This window comes from Mesorhizobium sp. LCM 4576 (assembly GCF_001854815.1).
Lineage (GTDB): Bacteria > Pseudomonadota > Alphaproteobacteria > Rhizobiales > Rhizobiaceae > Mesorhizobium > Mesorhizobium plurifarium.
Genome location: NZ_MDDT01000024.1, coordinates 583390 through 600591 on the forward strand (window position 1 = coordinate 583390; position 17202 = coordinate 600591).

A 17202-nucleotide genomic window follows, 5' to 3' on the forward strand; every position below is an offset into this window, starting at 1 on the left:
AACCACCCGGTCAGAGCGCCATGGCTGAAGCGGTCGACAAGGATTCCAAAACCGAGGAAGCCACAGAAAAGAAGATCCGCGACACGATCGAACAAGGCAAGCTGCCGCATTCGCGTGAGACCGCGATCTTTGCGTCCTTCCTCGCCATACTGGTCTTCGCCGTCTTCTACGCCAAGGACGCGATCGTCGATCTCGGCATGTTCCTGTCGACGTTCCTGGAAAAGCCGGAAGCCTGGCCGATGGACACCGAGACCGACGTCATCTCGCTCTACAAGCAGGTGATGACCGAGATCGGCCGCGCCGTCGTCAGCCTGCTGGTGCTCTTGACGGTTGCCGGCATCGGCGCCTCGGTCTTCCAAAACATGCCGCAGATCGTCGGTGAACGGATCAGGCCGCAGCTTTCGCGTATCTCGATCGCCAAGGGCTGGAGCCGGATGTTCGGCGCGCAAGGGTGGGTCGAGTTCCTGAAGTCGCTGGCCAAGCTCGGCTTCGCCATCGCAGTGCTGAGCTTCACGCTCTCGGAAGATCATCGCAAGCTGCTCGCCGGCATGATCACCAACCCGATCTCGTTCGRCATGGTCATCCGCGGCATCTTCGTCGACATCCTCGTGGCGATCGTCTTCGTCATGGGACTGATCGCGGTGGTCGACATCGTCTGGTCGCGCTTCCACTGGCGGCGCGACTTGCGCATGACCAAGCAGGAAGTCAAGGACGAGATGAAGCAGTCGGAAGGCGATCCGATCGTCAAGTCGCGGCTGCGCTCGCTGGCGCGCGACCGGGCGCGCCGACGCATGATGACGGYCGTGCCGCGCGCGACGCTGGTGATCGCCAACCCGACGCACTATTCGATCGCCCTGAAATATGTGCGCGAGGAGGATTCCGCGCCGATCGTGCTGGCCAAGGGACAGGATCTGGTGGCGTTGAAGATCCGCGAGATCGCCAAGGAGAACAACATCCCGATCTTCGAGGACGTGGCGCTTGCGCGCTCCATGTACAAGCAAGTTTCGGTTGATAGCGTGATCCCGTCGCAATTCTACCAGGCGGTCGCCGAGTTGGTGCGGATCGTCTACTCGAAGAAGGCCGCGCGCAAAGCAACCCAATGAACGGACGCCGCTAATCCATGGACCGGCAACCACACGCCAACTCCCGCGAGCTGATCGTCGCCAGCGCCATCGAGCCCGTGGTGGGCGAATTGAGGCTCATCGACGTTGCCGACTATATCGCCTTCATCCGGCTCGAGCATCTCGCCTGCCTGTCGGACCTCGTCGATTCGGCGGTCGAGCTTTACTTCCGGCCGGGGACGCTGCGGCTCGGCCACGGCGCGGAGGCGCATGTYGACTGGAGCGGCAGCCCGCGCATCGTGCTCGATCTGGAGCTGCGGCCGCGCGGCGTGACCGTCTATTTCCAGCTGACGCTGACCGAGCGCGAGGCTTCCGTGGTGGTCAACTACGTGTCGTTCGAGAAGCCCGGCGAGACGCCCGAGCACAACACGGCCTTGCTCGAGGACGCGATCGACGAAGCGCGCATCCGCAGGACCGAGCCGGTGGCATTTCCCTGATGAATTGATTGCGGTCGCCTAAGCAGGCTGCACCGCGCCCAGGTCCACTGCGACTACTCGATCAGCCCGAGCCGCAAAGCCTTAGCGACGGCCTGGTTGCKGTTGACCGCGTTGAGCTTCTGCGTCGACTGGGTGAGATACTGGTTGGCGGTATGCACCGACAGCTTGAGGAGCTTGGCGATCTCCTCGCTGGTGTTGCCGTTGGCGGTCAGCTTCAGGCATTCGAGCTCGCGCTTGGAGATCGAGCGCGTCCGGCCGGTGTCGCCGGGACGGATGCGGGCGACCGCCGCGAAGAGCGCGAAGGAGCGGGCGTGAATCTCGCAAAGCGTGTCGTCGGTGAGCGCGATCTCCGAGCCGAGGAAGACGACCAGCCCGCATTGCCCGCGATCGGCATGCACCGGAAAGGCGATGCCGTTGGTGCCGGGCGCCAGCGGCGCGGTCGGCTCGGCCCAGGCGAGCGACTGGAAGGCCTGCCGCGATCCGGCGGCGCCATCGTCGGCCCACCATCGCGGCGCCGTCGAGAGGCGGCTGTGGCGCACCATATCCTCGCCATTGGCGCCGGAAATGAACTTGGTCGCGACCGCGGTGCCGGGATAGTCGGAATCGAAACACGCCACGAGACGCGCGCGCTCGGGCGAGGGGCTGACGAAATAGAGGCCGAAAGCCGAAGCGTTGATATCGACGGCTATCCAGCGGCATCGGCGCACGGCATCGGGAATGGTGACGGCGTGGTGCGTCTCGGAGCCGAGCGAGAAGGCGCCGAACGGGTTGCGCTGATCGTTGAAAAGGGCTGCTGCCGCCTCTCTGGCCTGTGCGTGCTTCAAATGATGYCGCTCCTGATCGCCGTCGCGATCGCCATCGCGCGGTTCGAGGCCGCGAACTTCTGGATGGCGTGCGTGATGTAGCTGTTGACGGTGTTCGACGAGACGCCGAGGATGACGGCCACCTCGTCGGTGGTCTTGCCTTCCGAGACCCAGAACAGGCATTCGCGCTCGCGGTCCGACAGCGGATCCTGCATGGATGCCGCCGCGATCAGCTGCGGAATGCTGGAAAGCGCATAGCAGCATTTGATCTGCGCCTTCATCAGGGCGGCGAGGTCGATCTTGCCCGCTTCGGCCGCCGAGAACAGCACGAACAGGCGTTGCCGGCCGACATTCAACCGCAGCGAATAGATTTCGGCGTGGCCGAGCACGTCGAGCAGGCGGGYTTCCTCGCCGCTCAGTAATGCGCCGGCGTCGGGCGCGTGCGCTGCCACCAACGGCTTTGGGCGTACGCCCGGCGCCACGGTCAGGGGCCCCAACGCAAGGTTGGCAATCAGCCTTTTGCCGATCAGCTCTATGCCGTCGAAGATCCAGTTCGAGGAGAGGATGCGCGCATCGTTGCGGTCCTGGTCGTGCACGATGGBGACCAGCATGTAGCTGTCGGCGCCGATATCGGCGRCAAGCTGCATGAAGAAGGAGGTGAGATCGCCGCGGGACGTCAGGCGCGAGCCTGAGGCGTCGGGTTGGAGAAGCGCGGCGGAACTGCTCATTTTAATTCTTGGATTCTTGCCGGAATCGATCCTTGTGCCCGGTGCTGGAGAAACCAACGGCCGGACCCGAAACGCGTCACATTCACGAAGACACACTCATGGGCGCGAACGGCGCCCAATCACGCCGAATCCCTCTAGGGAACGCGAAATCCGTCCGCGTCTGGTGCCGGCCTGGCGCCGGAACTTGAGACTTTGGGTGGTCGCCGCGCCCCCCGTGGACCGGCTGATTCGGGTCTAATCTACCCGCAGATGAATCCGACATCAAACGCGATTTGACAAAATCGAATCYGGTGGACTCGCATTGCGACTCAGCAGCCGGTCTTTGCGTTACTTGGCGGTGATTTCAAAGCCGAATTGAGCCGATGATTTCGTGGCGCGGCGCAAAAATACGCCCCCGGCCGCAACCGAGGGCGTATGTCCATTCGGGTGCGGCTCAGCGATCCTCGAAGCCGGTCAGCACGCCGACGGCGTTGATGCCGATCTCTTCGACGGCGTAGCCGCCTTCCATGACGAACAGCGTCGRCAGGCCGAGCTTGGCGATACGGCGGCCGATCTTGGGATAGTCGACGCTCTTCAGCTTGAACTGGCTGATCGGGTCCTTCTCGAAGGTGTCGACGCCGAGCGAGACGATGACGACGTCCGGGGCATAGGCCGCGAGCCTGGCGCAGGCGTCCTCCAGCGACGCGCCCCAGCCGTCCCAGTTGGTGCCGAAGGGCATCGGGTAATTGATGTTGAAACCTTCGCCTTCGCCTTCGCCGCGCTCGTCGGCATGGCCGAGGAAGAAGGGATACTCGACCATCGGATCGCCATGCAGGTTGAGCACCTGGACGTCGCCGCGACGATAGAAGATCTCCTGCGTGCCGTTGCCGTGATGGTAGTCGACATCGAGGATCGAAACGCGCTTCGCGCCCTGGTCGCGAAACCATTGCGCGACGACGGCGGCGTTGTTGATGAAGCAATAGCCGCCCATGAAGGCGGCGCCCGCATGGTGGCCTGGCGGACGGCAGAGCGCGAAGGCGGTGCGCTCGCCGCCCTTGACGAGGGCCGCCGCGGTCAGCGCGACGTCATAGGAGGATTTGATCGCCGCCCATGTGCCCTCAACGAAGGTTGCGCCGGCGTCGAAGGAGTAATAGCCGAGCAAGGCATCGATGCGCTTCGGCGGCACGTCGCCGCGCAGRCCGCGCGTCGGCCAGGTGAAGCCCATGGCCGATCCCGTGAAACCGGCGGCGACCCATTCCGGCCACACCGTCGGCAGGAAGTCGATATAGTGGGCTTCATGAACACGCTTGGCGGCGGTCAGATCATGYTCGACCGGACCGATGATCGGGCCGAGCTTCTCGCTCTCCACTCGCGCCTTGATGAATTCGGCCCGCGACGGTTTCTCGAAGCCTGGCACGATCGCCGACGTGACCAGTTCCATCTGGCCTGAATGGYCGGCGTGGAGAGGCGAAAAGACAGTTTTCATTGAGTTCCCCTGGAGTGCGAAATCAGCTGGAAATGCGAAATCAGTCGAGGTTGAGATAGGGGTTCACGAGAGCCAGCCACATGGCTTCCACATCGTCCTCGATGAGGTCGAATGTCTTGCGATCCCGCTTCAGTCCGACAAGTCTGCAGGCGTGCCCGACCTCCATCATCACCAGGCCCAATCGCTTGGCGGTCTTTTCCTCGAGGGCCGGGTTCACATGCTGCAGCCAGGCTGCATAGAGGGCGATGATCTCTTTGTCGTATTCGTCCTGGATCGGCCTCAGGTCGGCGTTGCCGGATATGGCTTCGATCACCGGCATCAGCGTCGCGTTGTCGAGATAGATCCGCGACGTGTCGATAAAGAGCTTGCGCACTTCGCGGCGAAACTCTTCGCGGTTGTTGGGTGGGGAGACTTTGATGCGCTTGGCGATCACCTCGGGAAAGGACGACAGCCAGCGCCTGCCGAGTTCGAGAAGGATGGCTTCCTTGTTGGGAAAATACTGGTAGACCGAACCGACTGATAGACCCGCGCGCTGCGCGATGGCGAGCGTCGTCGGCGTTCTGGTTCCTTGCTCCCGCGTCAGGATCAGGGCCGCATCGAGAATCCTGTCGACCACCTTGCTTGACCGTTGCTGCCGCGGCTGCTTGCGCGGTTCGAGCGCTATTTTGGTCTTGCGGTCGAGACTGCGCTTCACGGCTCGTTGCCCCCGTTCCCCGCTCGACCCCACCATCGGCGCGCGGTGCGGTCCACTATACATTGCAAATTCCGGCTGTTGACAAACGCGAATAAACAGTCGCATTCTTTATCCACGCTGTCTTCAACGATAACAAGGGGAATTTCGAAGGCGGCGCATCGRCATCGACTTTGTCCCATGGCGCCGCCCGATGGATCGGCAGCTCGTTGGACGTTGGCGCTGTCGGTCCCTCAGCAAAATGTGGAGTCGCGATGTCGGTTGCGGGTGGTGGTGCGGATCTGGTGGTCGTCAACGGCCGCGTGCTGACCATGGACGACGACAATCCCGCCGCTGAAGCTATTGCCGTCAAGGACGGCGCCATCATCGCCATCGGCAGCCGCGCTTCGATCGAAGAGCTCAAAGGGCCCGCGACAAAAATTATCGACGCGCAGGGCGGTTCCGTTCTGCCGGGCTTCATCGAAGCGCATATGCATCTGTTCGGCGGCGCGGCCGAGCTCGACAACCTGCATCTGGCCGGCGTGCACGGCTTCGACGCGTTGCGCGACGCGATCCAGGATTTCGCGGCCAAGCGCCCGGATGCCCGGCTGCTGATCGGCGCCGGCGTGGACTACGCCATCCTGCCGGAGCCGGTGACGCGCCACGATCTCGACCGTATCATTCCCGACCGTCCCTTCGCCATGTCGGCTTCGGACCACCACACGATGTGGGCGAACACCAAGGCTCTGGAAGAGGCCGGGCTGCTGCATGGCAGGGAGGTCGGACAAGGCAACGAGATCGTCATGGGCGCCGACGGGCTTGCGGCCGGCGAGCTGCGCGAAGGCGAGGCCTTCGGACCGCTCCTCGACCATTACGGGGCGAACCGGACGCGGCTTGGCCTCGAAGGCGCGGAGCCCGATCCTTATCCTTCGGCGAAGGAACTGGCCGCCGATCGAGACCTGATGCATCGCGGTCTTGAATGGTGCGCCAAGCATGGCATCACCTCGATCCAGAACATGGACGGCAATCTCTACCAGCTCGAGCTGCTCGCCGGGCTGGAAAAGGAGGGGCGGCTGCTCTGCCGCACCAAGATCCCGTTCCACTTCAAGAACTTCATGAAGCTGGACATGCTGGAAAAGGCTTCGCGGATGGCCGCGACCTACAATTCCGAATGGCTGACGTCCGGCATGGTCAAGATCTTCTATGACGGCGTGCTGGACTCCTGGACGGCGGTGATGGTCGACGACTATGCCGACCGGCCCGGATGGCGCGGCGAGCCGCTGTTTTCGCCGCAACATTTCGCCGAGGTGGCGGTCGAGGCCGACAGGCGCGGGCTGCAGATCGCCGTTCATTCGATCGGCGACGGCGCCGTGCGCGCGGTGCTCGACGGCTACCAGGCGGCGGCGAAGAAGAACGGCCGGCGCGACAGCCGCCACCGCGTCGAGCATATCGAGGTGATCACGGCCCCCGACGTGCCGCGTTTCGCCGAGCTCGGCGTGCTCGCCTCGATGCAGCCGGCGCATCCGCCGGGCGCGCTGAACTTCCCGATGGAGCCGACGATCTCGCGCATCGGCCGTGACAAGTGGCCGCTGAGCTATGCCTGGCGCACGCTGAAAAACGCCGGCGCGCGCGTGGTGTTCGCGTCCGACTGRCCGGTTTCGCCGATCGATCCGATCCTGTCCATCCAGGCGGCAGTGATGCGCAAACCTTGGGCAGAAGGCATGCCGGACCAGAGCTTCTCGTTGCGGGAAGCAATCGAGGGCTACACGGTCGAAGGCGCTTATGCTGAGTTCAACGAACATCGCAAGGGTCGCCTGAAGACGGGCTACCTCGCCGATATCGTCGTCTTGTCGGCGGATATCGAGGCGACCGCGCCGGAAGCGCTGCACACCGTGCATCCGGTGACCACCATCTGCGGAGGGAGGATCACCTACCAAGCCTAACGATGGCATAGGAATTGCTTAATTGAATGGGGACTCGGATCGAGTCACTGCTGCGCAGTTGCCAAGCCGACCGGCTTATGGTGACAATCAAACAGGAACACACCTGCCGACAAGAGCAGGCGCTCTCAATGGGGTAATCGTGCCGGAACAACCGGGTAAGAACGCGATTGAAGTTCGCGGTGTTCGCAAGGTCTTCGGAACCGGCGAAAACCAGGTAGCCGCCCTCGACACGGTGTCGGTGTCGATCCGCGAGAACGAGTTTTTCACACTACTCGGCCCTTCCGGATGCGGGAAGACGACATTGCTGAGGCTGATTGCCGGCTTCGATTTCCCAACCGCCGGCGAAATATTGCTGCACGGCCAGGACATCGCACCGCTGCCACCCTACAAACGCCCGGTCAACACCGTCTTCCAGAGCTATGCGCTCTTCCCGCACATGACGGTGGCGCAGAATATCGGCTTCGGACTGGAGATGCTCGGCAAGCCGAAAGCCGAGATCGAGGCGCGCGTCGCGCAGATGCTGAAGCTGGTCAAGATGGAAGCGCTCAAGGCGCGGCGCACCAGCCAGATTTCAGGCGGCCAGCAGCAGCGCGTGGCTTTGGCCCGCGCGCTGGCGCCGCAGCCGAAGGTGCTCCTGCTCGACGAGCCGCTCTCGGCGCTGGACTACAAGCTACGCAAGGAAATGCAGATCGAGCTGAAGCGGCTGCAGAACGAGACCGGCATCACCTTCATCTTCGTCACCCACGACCAGGAAGAAGCGCTGACCATGTCCGACCGCATCGCGGTGATGTCGGCCGGCAAGATCCTGCAGGTCGGCACGCCGCGCGACATCTACGACCGGCCGGCCGAACGCTTCGTCGCCGACTTCATCGGCGAAACGAACTTCCTGCCCGGCACGGTGGTGTCGAAGCAGGCCGGCGTGGCAACGGTCAAGTTCGCCAGCAGCGCTACGATCAGCGCCGGCTATCCCGAAGGCTTCAACCCGACCGGCGAGGTGACGCTGGTGGTGCGTCCCGAGCACGCCGATCTGGTTCCCGATCCGGCCAAGGGCACGATCACCGGCACGCTCTCCAACATCGTCTATTTCGGCACCRACACCCATTACCACGTCAAGCTCGACGGCGGYGGCGAGAACTTCATCGTGCGCCACCAGAACAGYCGTTCGAGCGCGGTGACCTACGAGACCGGCGCCAAGGTCGGCATCCAGTTCGAGGAGGACGCCGCCCGCGTCCTGAAAGACTGATGAYGACAGCCACGCTCTCCCCGACCACGCTTTCCAAGGCCGCGTTGTTCGAAGCCCAGGCGGTGAAGACAAGTGCGCGGCGCAACCGCCTGCTGTCGCTGCCGGCACTGATCATCATCGGCATTTTCGGCGTGCTGCCGCTGATCATCATCTGCGTCTACTCGTTTCTCGTCGCCGCGCCCTATGGCGGCGTGCAGTGGCAGTTCTCGACCGACGCCTATCTCAATTTCCTGTTCCAGCGCGACATCTTCGACGACACGCTGCAGTTCACGCCGGACTTCCTGATCATCTATCTTCGCTCCTTCCTGTTCGCGGTGGTGACGACGATCATCTGCCTGCTGCTCGGTTTTCCGACCGCCTATTTCATGGCGACGCGRCCGCCGGCGCAACGCAACTGGTGGGTGCTTCTGATCACTATCCCGTTCTGGTCGAACCTTTTGGTCCGCACGCTGGCGATCATGTTCATCATCCGCGACGAGGGGCTGATCAACAACGCGCTCCTTGCKCTCGGCGTGATCGATAAGCCGATCACGATGCTCTACACCAACTTCGCCATCCAGCTCGGCCTGCTCTATGCCTTCCTGCCGTTCATGGTGCTGCCGCTCTATTCGAGCCTGGAAAAGCTCGACTTCCGCCTGGTCGAGGCAGCCTACGATCTTTACGCGACGCGCCGGCAGGTGCTGTGGCGGGTGATCATCCCGCTGTCCAAGCCCGGCATTATCGCCGGCTGCCTGCTCGTCTTCATCCCGGCGCTCGGCGCCTATGTGACGCCGCTGATCCTGGGCGGCGGCGTGCACCTGATGATCGGCGATCTCATCGCGCAGCAATTCGGTTCGGGCCGCAACTGGCCGCTCGGCTGCGCGCAGGCGCTGATCCTGATGGCGGCGGTGCTGGTGGCGCTGTTCTTCTATGTCCGCAACACGTCGGGGAAGGTGCAGCATGGCTGAGCCCCGTGTCATGGATATCAAGGACCAGCCGGGCTTCCGCTCGATCGCCGTCATCTGCCTGCTGGTGCTCTATATACCGGTGCTGATCCTGATGATCTTCTCGCTGAACAGCGGATCGCTGGTCACGCATTGGGAAGGCGTCACGCTCAACTGGTACGGCAGCGCGMTGCTCAACGAGGAGTTCCACAGCGCCGCGAAGAACACGCTGATCATCTCGGTGACCGCGACGATCGTTTCGACCATCTGCGCGACGCTGGCCGCGATCGGCATGACGCGGGTGAAGCCATGGCGCGGCTTGGCGGCGGCCTTCATGGTCATCAACCTGCCGCTGATGGTGCCGGAGATCATCACGGCGGTGGCGACGCTCTCCTTCTTCGCGCTGATCGCCGGYACGCTCGGGCTGAATTTCGGCATCGGCAACCTGATCCTCGCCCACACCRTGTTCTGCATCCCCTTCGCCTACATGCCGATCAGGRCGCGGCTGGAGGATATGGACCTGACGCTGGAATATGCGGCGGCCGATCTCTACGCGACGCCGTGGAACGCCTTCAAACGCATCACGCTGCCGCTCTTGGTTCCCGGCATCATGTCGGGCGCGGCGCTGGCCTTCATCGTCTCCTTCGACGWTTTCACCATAACGCAGCTCGTCGCAGGCCCCGRCCAGACGACGCTGCCTCTCTATATCTGGAACCAGATCCGGCGGCCGATGACGCCGGAGATCAACGCCATCTCGACCATCCTGCTCCTGGTGTCGATCCTGTTCGTCTCGGTCTCGTTCCTGATCGCGCGGCGGCGCGCAAAATGATCCGCGAGCTCCAACACAACAATGGGAAGGCAAGGAGAACATAAAATGTCTGGAAAACTGATGGCGGCCGTTTCCGCGGCCGTTCTGCTGTGGGCGGTGCCGGCGCTCGCCGACGGCGAACTGCACATCTACAACTGGGGGGACTACACCAACCCCAAGCTGATCGAAAAATTCGAGAAGCAATACAACGTCAAGGTGACGCTGGACGACTACGATTCCAACGAAACCATGCTGTCCAAGGTGYGCGCCGGCAATTCCGGCTATGACATCGTCGTGCCGTCCGACTACACCGTGAAGATCATGGTCGAAGAGGGCCTGCTCGAAAAGACCGAGCCCAACGCGATGYCGAACGGCAAGAACATCGATCCGCGCTTCGTCGACGTCTATTGGGACAAGGGCCGCCACTACACCGCGCCCTGGCAGTTCGGCACGACGACGTTCGCGGTCAACATGGACAAGTTCAAAGGCGACATCGACACGCTGGCCATCCTGTTCGACCCGCCGGACGCGTTGAAGGGCCAAATCAATATGCTCGACGACGTCAACACCGTCATGCATGCGGCCGAGCGCTATGCCGGCGTGCCGCGCTGCGGCGCCGACAAGGCCAATCTGAAGAAGATCAACGACATCCTCGTGGCCGCCAAGCCGTCGTGGAAGACCTTCAGCTATGACACCATCACCAAGATCACTTCCGGCGACGTGATCGTCACCGAACAGTGGAACGGCGCGACCTATCGCTCGCGCCAGAAGATTCCGGCCATCAAATATGCCTATCCGAAGGAAGGCGTCGAGGGCTGGATGGACAATGTCGCGGTGCTGAAGGGCGCCAAGAACMTCGAGAACGCCAAGCTGTTCCAGGACTTCGTCATGGCGCCGGAAAATGCGGCGCTGATCTCGGAATTCGCGGGCTACGACAACGGCATCGCGGGCAGCCACAAGTTCCTGTCGCCGGAGTTCGCCAACTCGCCCGAGATCACTCCGCCCGCCGGCTCGCCGACGCCCGAATTCGTCGAGCCGTGCCCGCCCGACGTGGTGGAGATCTACAACAAGATCTGGACCAACCTGCGCAAATAATTCCGCGCAAAGACGTGGAAGGAGGGGAGGCTCCGGCCTCCCTTTCTTGTGACTGCTACTGTGCATATCGCTCTCCCTTTTGAGCGACATGCCTCGGGAGGAAGCCTTGTCGTCCTATCGCAACTCCGATCCGCGGCCGCCGATCATGCAGGGCTCGCCGCCGAAGCTGGTGCCGCCGAAGCTCGACTGGGACCGGCCACCCTGGAATCGCTGGGCCTTCCAGCACATCCGCGAATTCCTGCCGACGGTCGAGGTGTGGCGCGGCAACGGCCATCGCCGTCGCCTCGAGCGCGCGGAGGTGGATCTCGACGACCTGCCGGTGGTCGACAGCAAGGGAGCGCCGACGACGCTCGCCGGCCTGCTCGACGAAACCTACGCCGACGGCTTCCTGGTGCTGAAGGACGGCAAGGTCGCCTATGAGCGCTACTTCAACGGCATGGACGAGCGCACGCTGCATCTGTCGCAATCGATGGCGAAATCGGTCACCGGCTCGGTGTGCGGCATCCTGGTCGGGCGCGGCCTGATCGATCCGGGCAGACTGGTGACCGACTACCTGCCGGAGCTCGGCGAGACCGGCTGGGCCGGCGCCACGGTCCAGCACGTGCTCGACATGACGACGGGCGTGCGCTTTTCCGAGGAATACACCGACCGCTATTCCGAGATCGGCCAGGTCGACGTCGCGACCGGCTGGAAGCCGATCCCGCCGGGCAGCGATCCGGACTTTCAATGGCCCTCGCACCTGTTCGAGCTGATCCTGCGGCTGAAGGATCAAGTGCGCTCGCATGGCGAGGCGTTCGAATACCGCTCGATCGAGACCGACGTGCTCGCCTTCATCATGGAGCGGGTGAGCGGCAAGCGCCTGGCGCAGCTCGTCTCGGAAGAGCTCTGGCAAAAGCTCGGCGCCGACGAGAGCGCCTGCTTCACCGTCGACAGCGCCGGCTATGCGCTTGCCGATGGCGRCTTCAACGCGACGCTGCGCGACTATGGCCGCTTCGGGCAGTTGATCCTCGACAATGGCGGCGGCGTCATCCCTGCCGACTGGATCGAGGCGACGCGCAGCGGCAAGCACGGGCCGAATTTCAGCCCAAGCCTCCCGGACGGCAGCTACCGCAATCAGTTCTGGATCGAGGATTCGCGCTCGCGCTCGCTGATGTGCCGCGGCGTGTTCGGCCAATTGATCCATATGAGCTGGGAACACAGGATGGTCGTGGTGAAGCTTTCGACCTATCCGGATTTCCTCAACGCCGCCTATTCGGTGGCGACGCAGAAGGCGGTGCATGCCATCGCCGCCGCGCTGGCCTGAATCGCAGAATAAAATCCCGGAGAGTGTCGTGATCGGCAAGAGCGCCTTCGAGGCCAGATACGGCTTTGCCCGCAAGGATGTGCGGCTTGAAACCTGGCGGCTTTCGCCGTTCAACCGATGGTCGTTCCAGAACGTCGGCGAGCTGGTGCCGAGCGCGCATGTCGCCGCGGCGCTGAGCGGCGGAGAGCAGGCGAAATCGCTCGGCGCCTTGCTCGAGGAGAAGGTCTCGCTCGCAGGCGGCAGCGAAACCGTCGGTAGCTTCTTGGAGCGTTCCGATACGGATGGACTGACGATCCTGAAGGCCGGCAAGCTCGTCGGCGACTGGTCGGCGTCGCATATGCCGTTCGGAGCCCGCCACATCATCTTTTCGATCAGCAAGTCGGTGACGGCGATCCTTGCAGGCATATTGGAAGGCGAGGGCGTGTTCGATCCCAACGCGCCGGTGACGCACTACATCCCCGAGGCCAAGGGCTCGGCCTATGGCGATGCCAGCGTGCGCAACGTGCTCGACATGATGGTGAGCCTCGATTTCGAGGAGGCCTATCTCGATCCAGAAAGCGCCTTTGCCCGTTACCGCCGCTCGACGTTGTGGAATCCCGGTGGCGGATCGGAGAGCCTCGCGGCTTTCCTGATGACGATCCAGCGGCTTTCCGAGCCGCATGGCCAGACCTATCGCTACCGCTCGCCCAATTCGGACATGCTCGGCATCCTGGTCGAGCGGGCGTCGGGCATGCGCGTGACCGAGCTGCTCCGTGAAAAACTGTGGCTGCCGCTCGGCGCCGCGAGCGACATGTCGGTGACGGTCGACATGGRAGGCACGGCGCGCACGGCCGGCGGCATGTCGATAACGCCGCGCGACCTTGCCCGCATCGGCGAGATGATGCGGCAGGGCGGCACGGCGAAYGGCCGCCGCATCGTCCCGGAAGCCTGGGTGCGCGACACGGTCGCCACCGGCGGCAGCTTTGAGGCCTGGCAGCGCGGCACGATGGCGTTCCTGTTCCCGAAGGGACGCTACCGCAACAAATGGTACCAGACCGGCCATGACAGCGGCGCCTTCTGTGGCATCGGCATTCATGGGCAATGGCTCTACGTCAATCCGAAGACGGAAGTGGTGATCGCCAAGATGTCGTCGCAGCCGGAGCCGGTGGACGACAAGCTGGATGAGGACCTCGTGGCGTTCTTCGAGGCGTTGAGCGGGATGGTGTGAGCGACCAGAGGCTGGTTCCAAGGGCTGTTTTCTGTGGACCTTCGGTGCATGATGAAACCGTTGCCGTTGGCGTAGCGGTTCTCCCGGCCTATGGTCGCCGCTCTTTTCGAGAGGGACCAGCATGGCATCGGACATCAAGCGCATCGCAGCAATCATTGCAGCCGAGATCGGCGCGCGGCCGGAACAGGCCGCGGCGGCGATCGGGCTGCTGGACGAGGGCGCCACGGTGCCGTTCGTGGCACGTTACCGCAAGGAAGTCACCGGCGGGCTCGACGACACGCAGCTGCGCGACCTCTCCGAGCGGCTCGCCTATCTGCGCGAGCTCGATGCGCGGCGCGAGACGATCGTCAGCTCCATCCGCGAGCAGGGCAAGCTGACCGAGGAGCTGGAGGYCAAGATCGCGGCGGCCGCCACAAAGGCGGAGCTCGAGGACATCTACCTGCCCTACAAGCCGAAGCGGCGCACCAAGGCCGAGATCGCCAGGGAGCGCGGGCTTGGTCCGCTCGCGGAGGCGATCCTCGCCGATCGGTCGAAAGTGCCGGCCGAGCTGGCGCTCGCCTATGTCACGGAAGAGGTGGCCGACGCCAAGGCGGCGCTCGAAGGCGCGCGCGACATCCTGTCGGAGCAGTTCGCCGAGAATGCCGATCTGGTCGGCAAGCTGCGCGCCTATATGAAGGAACGCGCCTTCCTGCGCGCAAAAGTCGTCGACGGCAAGCAGGAGGCCGGCGCGAAGTTCGCCGACTATTTCGACCATGTCGAGCGCTGGTCGGGCGTGCCCAGCCACCGTGCCTTGGCCATGCTGCGCGGCCGCAACGAAGAGGTCCTGTCGCTCGATATCGAGGTGGATGCCGACGATCAATCGCCGGTGAAGCCGGTCGAGCGCATGATCGCCAACGCCTATGCGATTGGCGGCAGCTTGCCCGGCGATAAATGGCTGATGGAAGTGGCCGGCTGGACCTGGCGGATCAAACTGTCGCTGCATCTGACGCTCGACCTGATGCGCGACCTGCGCGAGCGGGCCGAGGAAGAGGCGATCCATGTCTTTGCCCGCAACCTGAAGGACCTGCTGCTCGCCGCGCCCGCCGGCTCTCGGCCGACCATGGGGCTCGACCCCGGCATCCGCACCGGCGTCAAGGTGGCGGTGGTCGACGGCACCGGCAAGCTGGTGGCGACGACGACCGTCTATCCGTTCCCGCCGAAAAACGATGTGCGCGGCACGCAGGCTGAACTTGCCGCGCTCATCCGCCARCATAAGGTGGAGCTGATCTCGATCGGCAACGGCACCGGCAGCCGCGAGACCGAGAAGCTGGTTGCCGACATGCTGTCGGAGCTGCCCGCAGGGGCGGGGCCGAAGCCGCTCAAGGTGATCGTCAGCGAAGCCGGCGCTTCCGTGTATTCCGYGTCGGCGACGGCGGCCGCTGAATTCCCGGGCCTCGATGTCTCGCTGCGCGGCGCGGTGTCGATCGCGCGGCGCCTGCAGGATCCGCTGGCCGAGCTGGTCAAGATCGAGCCGAAGTCGATCGGCGTCGGCCAGTATCAGCACGATGTCGACCAATACCGGCTTGGCCGTTCCCTGGAAGCGGTGGTCGAGGATGCGGTGAACGCGGTCGGTGTCGACCTCAACACGGCGTCGGCGCCGCTTTTGGCGCGCGTGTCGGGATTGGGGCCGTCGCTCGCCGAGGCGATCGTCTCGCATCGCGACGCCGCCGGGCCGTTCGCCAGCCRCAAGGACCTGCTCAAGGTGGCGCGGCTCGGGCCGCGCGCATTCGAGCAAAGCGCCGGCTTCCTGCGCATCCCGAATGGAGCGGAGCCGTTGGATGCTTCCTCTGTGCACCCGGAAGCCTATGGCGTTGCGAAGAAGATCGTTGCCGCCTGYGGCCGCGACGTGCGCGCTTTGATGGGCGACAGYGCCGCGCTCAAGGCGCTCGATCCGCGCGTCTTCGTCGACGAGCGTTTCGGCCTGCCGACGGTGCGTGACATCATTGCCGAGCTGGAAAAGCCTGGTCGYGACCCGCGCCCCGGCTTCAAGACCGCGACTTTTGCCGACGGCGTCGACGACATCAAGGATCTGAAGCCAGGCATGCTGCTCGAAGGCACCGTCACCAATGTCGCCGCCTTCGGCGCCTTCGTCGACATCGGCGTGCACCAGGACGGGCTGGTGCATGTCTCGCAACTGGCCGACCGTTTCATCAAGGATGCGCATGAGGTGGTGAAGGCCGGCGACGTGGTTAAGGTGCGCGTCGTCGATGTCGACATCAAGCGCAAGCGCATCGGCCTGTCGATGCGCAAGGATGGCGGTGAGGGTGGGGCTCCCCGTGGCGGCCAGCGCGACCACGGCGGCGGCAAGCCGGCGCCGCGTTCGCCGGCACCGCAGCGCCAGCCGGAAAAGCCTTCGCAGGGTGCTTTCGGCGCGGCACTCGCCGAGGCGATGAAGCGCAAGTAGCTACCACGCGAGCACTGCCGGCTCCTTGCCGATCTGACCCAGCAGCCAGTCGCGAAAGCTGGCGACCGGCGGATGGCCGCGCTTGTCGTGCGGCACGACCAGGTAATAGGCGCTGCGGCTCTRCATCGGTGTGCCCGGCGCCGGCACCAGCTGGCGGCGCTGCAATTCGCCGGCAATCAGGATTTCCGGCAGCAGCRCCACGCCGAGGCCCGCCATGCAGGCCTGGGCGACCGTGCCGAACTGCTCGAACTGCATGCCCGGACCGGTCGGCGCCTCGAGCCCCTGATGCTCGAACCATTCGCTCCAGGCGCCAGGGCGGGTTGCCATATGCAGCAACGGCAGACGACTGATATCGGATGCCGCGACGACGGCGCGGGTGGCGAGGAACTCGGGCGAAACCACCGGCATCACGGTTTCGCGCATCAGAAGCGTGCTCTCGGCGTCCGGCCAGTCGGGCATGCCGTGATGGATCGCGGCATCGAGCCGCTCGCGGGCAAAGTCGAACCGCCCGATGCGGGTGGCGAAATTGATGGTGATGTCGGGGTGACGGGCGACGAAATCCGGGATCAATGGCATCAGCCAGCGCGTGCCGAAGGTCGGCAGGATGGCAAGGTTGAGAACACCGCTATGCCGATTGCTCATCAATCCAAGCGCAGCATCACGCAACTGGCCAAGCGCGGAGCGCACCGCTTCGGCATAGGTCTCGCCTGCGGCTGAGAGCCGGACGTTGCGGCTGTCGCGCTCGAACAGCCGGCGCCCGAACTGTTCTTCCAACAGGTTGATCTGCCGGCTGACGGCGCCTTGGGTCAGGTCGAGCTCGCGCGCGGCGGCGGTGAAGGAGCCGAGGCGCGCCACCGCCTCGAAGGCGGCGAGCGCGGCGGTGTTCGGCAAAAGGCGGCGCTGGACGTTCATGATCTATTACTAATGCTCATTGATCCGCGATGCAATTTCGTTTGATTTTTCCCTTGTGCGGGCGGATAAGCCGGGCACATCGAAATACTGGGAGCCCGAGG

At 64.0% G+C, this 17202-nt stretch carries 15 protein-coding genes; 10 read left to right on the top strand and 5 right to left on the bottom strand.

Translation table 11 applies throughout. The annotated features are described in order from the left end of the window. Positions 1 to 20: 20 nt before the first annotated feature. Both flhB and LCM4576_RS15820 read left to right on the top strand, forming a co-directional pair. Positions 21 to 1103, top strand: a complete 1083-nt coding sequence (gene flhB, locus LCM4576_RS15815) for a flagellar biosynthesis protein FlhB (RefSeq protein ID WP_071033014.1) — start codon at positions 21 to 23, stop codon at positions 1101 to 1103. Between the two features lie 17 nt (positions 1104 to 1120). Then, entirely contained in the window at positions 1121 to 1558 is a 438-nt protein-coding gene (locus LCM4576_RS15820) for a hypothetical protein (RefSeq protein ID WP_071033015.1), read from the top strand. A gap of 53 nt (positions 1559 to 1611) precedes the next feature. Here the strand turns inward: LCM4576_RS15820 and LCM4576_RS15825 are convergent, their stop codons facing one another. The 4 genes from LCM4576_RS15825 to LCM4576_RS15840 form a co-directional block, all read right to left on the bottom strand. After that, entirely contained in the window at positions 1612 to 2382 is a 771-nt protein-coding gene (locus tag LCM4576_RS15825; RefSeq protein ID WP_071033016.1) for a helix-turn-helix transcriptional regulator, read from the bottom strand. Further along, positions 2379 to 3089, bottom strand: coding sequence for a helix-turn-helix transcriptional regulator (locus LCM4576_RS15830; RefSeq protein WP_071033017.1), 711 nt, complete (start codon positions 3087 to 3089; stop codon positions 2379 to 2381). Before LCM4576_RS15830 ends, LCM4576_RS15825 begins: the two co-directional genes overlap by 4 nt. Before the next feature lie 433 nt (positions 3090 to 3522). Further along, the gene (locus tag LCM4576_RS15835) at positions 3523 to 4554 is read right to left on the bottom strand and encodes a histone deacetylase family protein (protein ID WP_071033018.1); all 1032 of its coding nucleotides are present in this window, start codon (positions 4552 to 4554) and stop codon (positions 3523 to 3525) included. Between the two features lie 40 nt (positions 4555 to 4594). Next, entirely contained in the window at positions 4595 to 5353 is a 759-nt protein-coding gene (locus LCM4576_RS15840) for a TetR/AcrR family transcriptional regulator (RefSeq protein ID WP_244510811.1), read from the bottom strand. 146 nt (positions 5354 to 5499) lie between these two features. On the opposite strand from LCM4576_RS15840, the gene LCM4576_RS15845 reads away from it, so the two are divergent. The 8 genes from LCM4576_RS15845 (at position 5500) to LCM4576_RS15880 (ending at position 16189) form a co-directional block, all read left to right on the top strand. Next, a complete protein-coding gene (locus LCM4576_RS15845; protein ID WP_071033020.1) occupies positions 5500 to 7167 on the top strand; it encodes an amidohydrolase in 1668 nt (555 codons plus the stop codon). Positions 7168 to 7306: 139 nt separating this feature from the next. Next, positions 7307 to 8410, top strand: coding sequence for an ABC transporter ATP-binding protein (locus tag LCM4576_RS15850; protein WP_071033021.1), 1104 nt, complete (start codon positions 7307 to 7309; stop codon positions 8408 to 8410). After that, complete coding sequence (locus LCM4576_RS15855) at positions 8410 to 9357, top strand: ABC transporter permease (protein ID WP_116397940.1); 948 nt, start codon at positions 8410 to 8412, stop codon at positions 9355 to 9357. Before LCM4576_RS15850 ends, LCM4576_RS15855 begins: the two co-directional genes overlap by 1 nt. Continuing rightward, complete coding sequence (locus LCM4576_RS15860; RefSeq protein WP_071033022.1) at positions 9350 to 10162, top strand: ABC transporter permease; 813 nt, start codon at positions 9350 to 9352, stop codon at positions 10160 to 10162. Before LCM4576_RS15855 ends, LCM4576_RS15860 begins: the two co-directional genes overlap by 8 nt. Positions 10163 to 10207: 45 nt before the next feature. Beyond that, positions 10208 to 11236 carry an extracellular solute-binding protein gene (locus LCM4576_RS15865; RefSeq protein ID WP_071033023.1) on the top strand — a complete coding sequence of 343 codons (1029 nt, stop codon included), beginning with the start codon at positions 10208 to 10210 and terminating at the stop codon, positions 11234 to 11236. Positions 11237 to 11342: 106 nt separating this feature from the next. Then, the gene (locus tag LCM4576_RS15870) at positions 11343 to 12539 is read left to right on the top strand and encodes a serine hydrolase (protein ID WP_083361415.1); all 1197 of its coding nucleotides are present in this window, start codon (positions 11343 to 11345) and stop codon (positions 12537 to 12539) included. A 28-nt stretch (positions 12540 to 12567) separates the two neighbouring features. Beyond that, entirely contained in the window at positions 12568 to 13746 is a 1179-nt protein-coding gene (locus LCM4576_RS15875; protein WP_071033166.1) for a serine hydrolase, read from the top strand. A 121-nt stretch (positions 13747 to 13867) separates the two neighbouring features. Then, a complete protein-coding gene (locus LCM4576_RS15880) occupies positions 13868 to 16189 on the top strand; it encodes a Tex family protein (protein WP_071033025.1) in 2322 nt (773 codons plus the stop codon). Here LCM4576_RS15880 and LCM4576_RS15885 read toward each other — a convergent pair whose 3' ends face one another. Next, complete coding sequence (locus LCM4576_RS15885; RefSeq protein ID WP_071033026.1) at positions 16190 to 17101, bottom strand: LysR family transcriptional regulator; 912 nt, start codon at positions 17099 to 17101, stop codon at positions 16190 to 16192. Positions 17102 to 17202 lie beyond the last annotated feature (101 nt).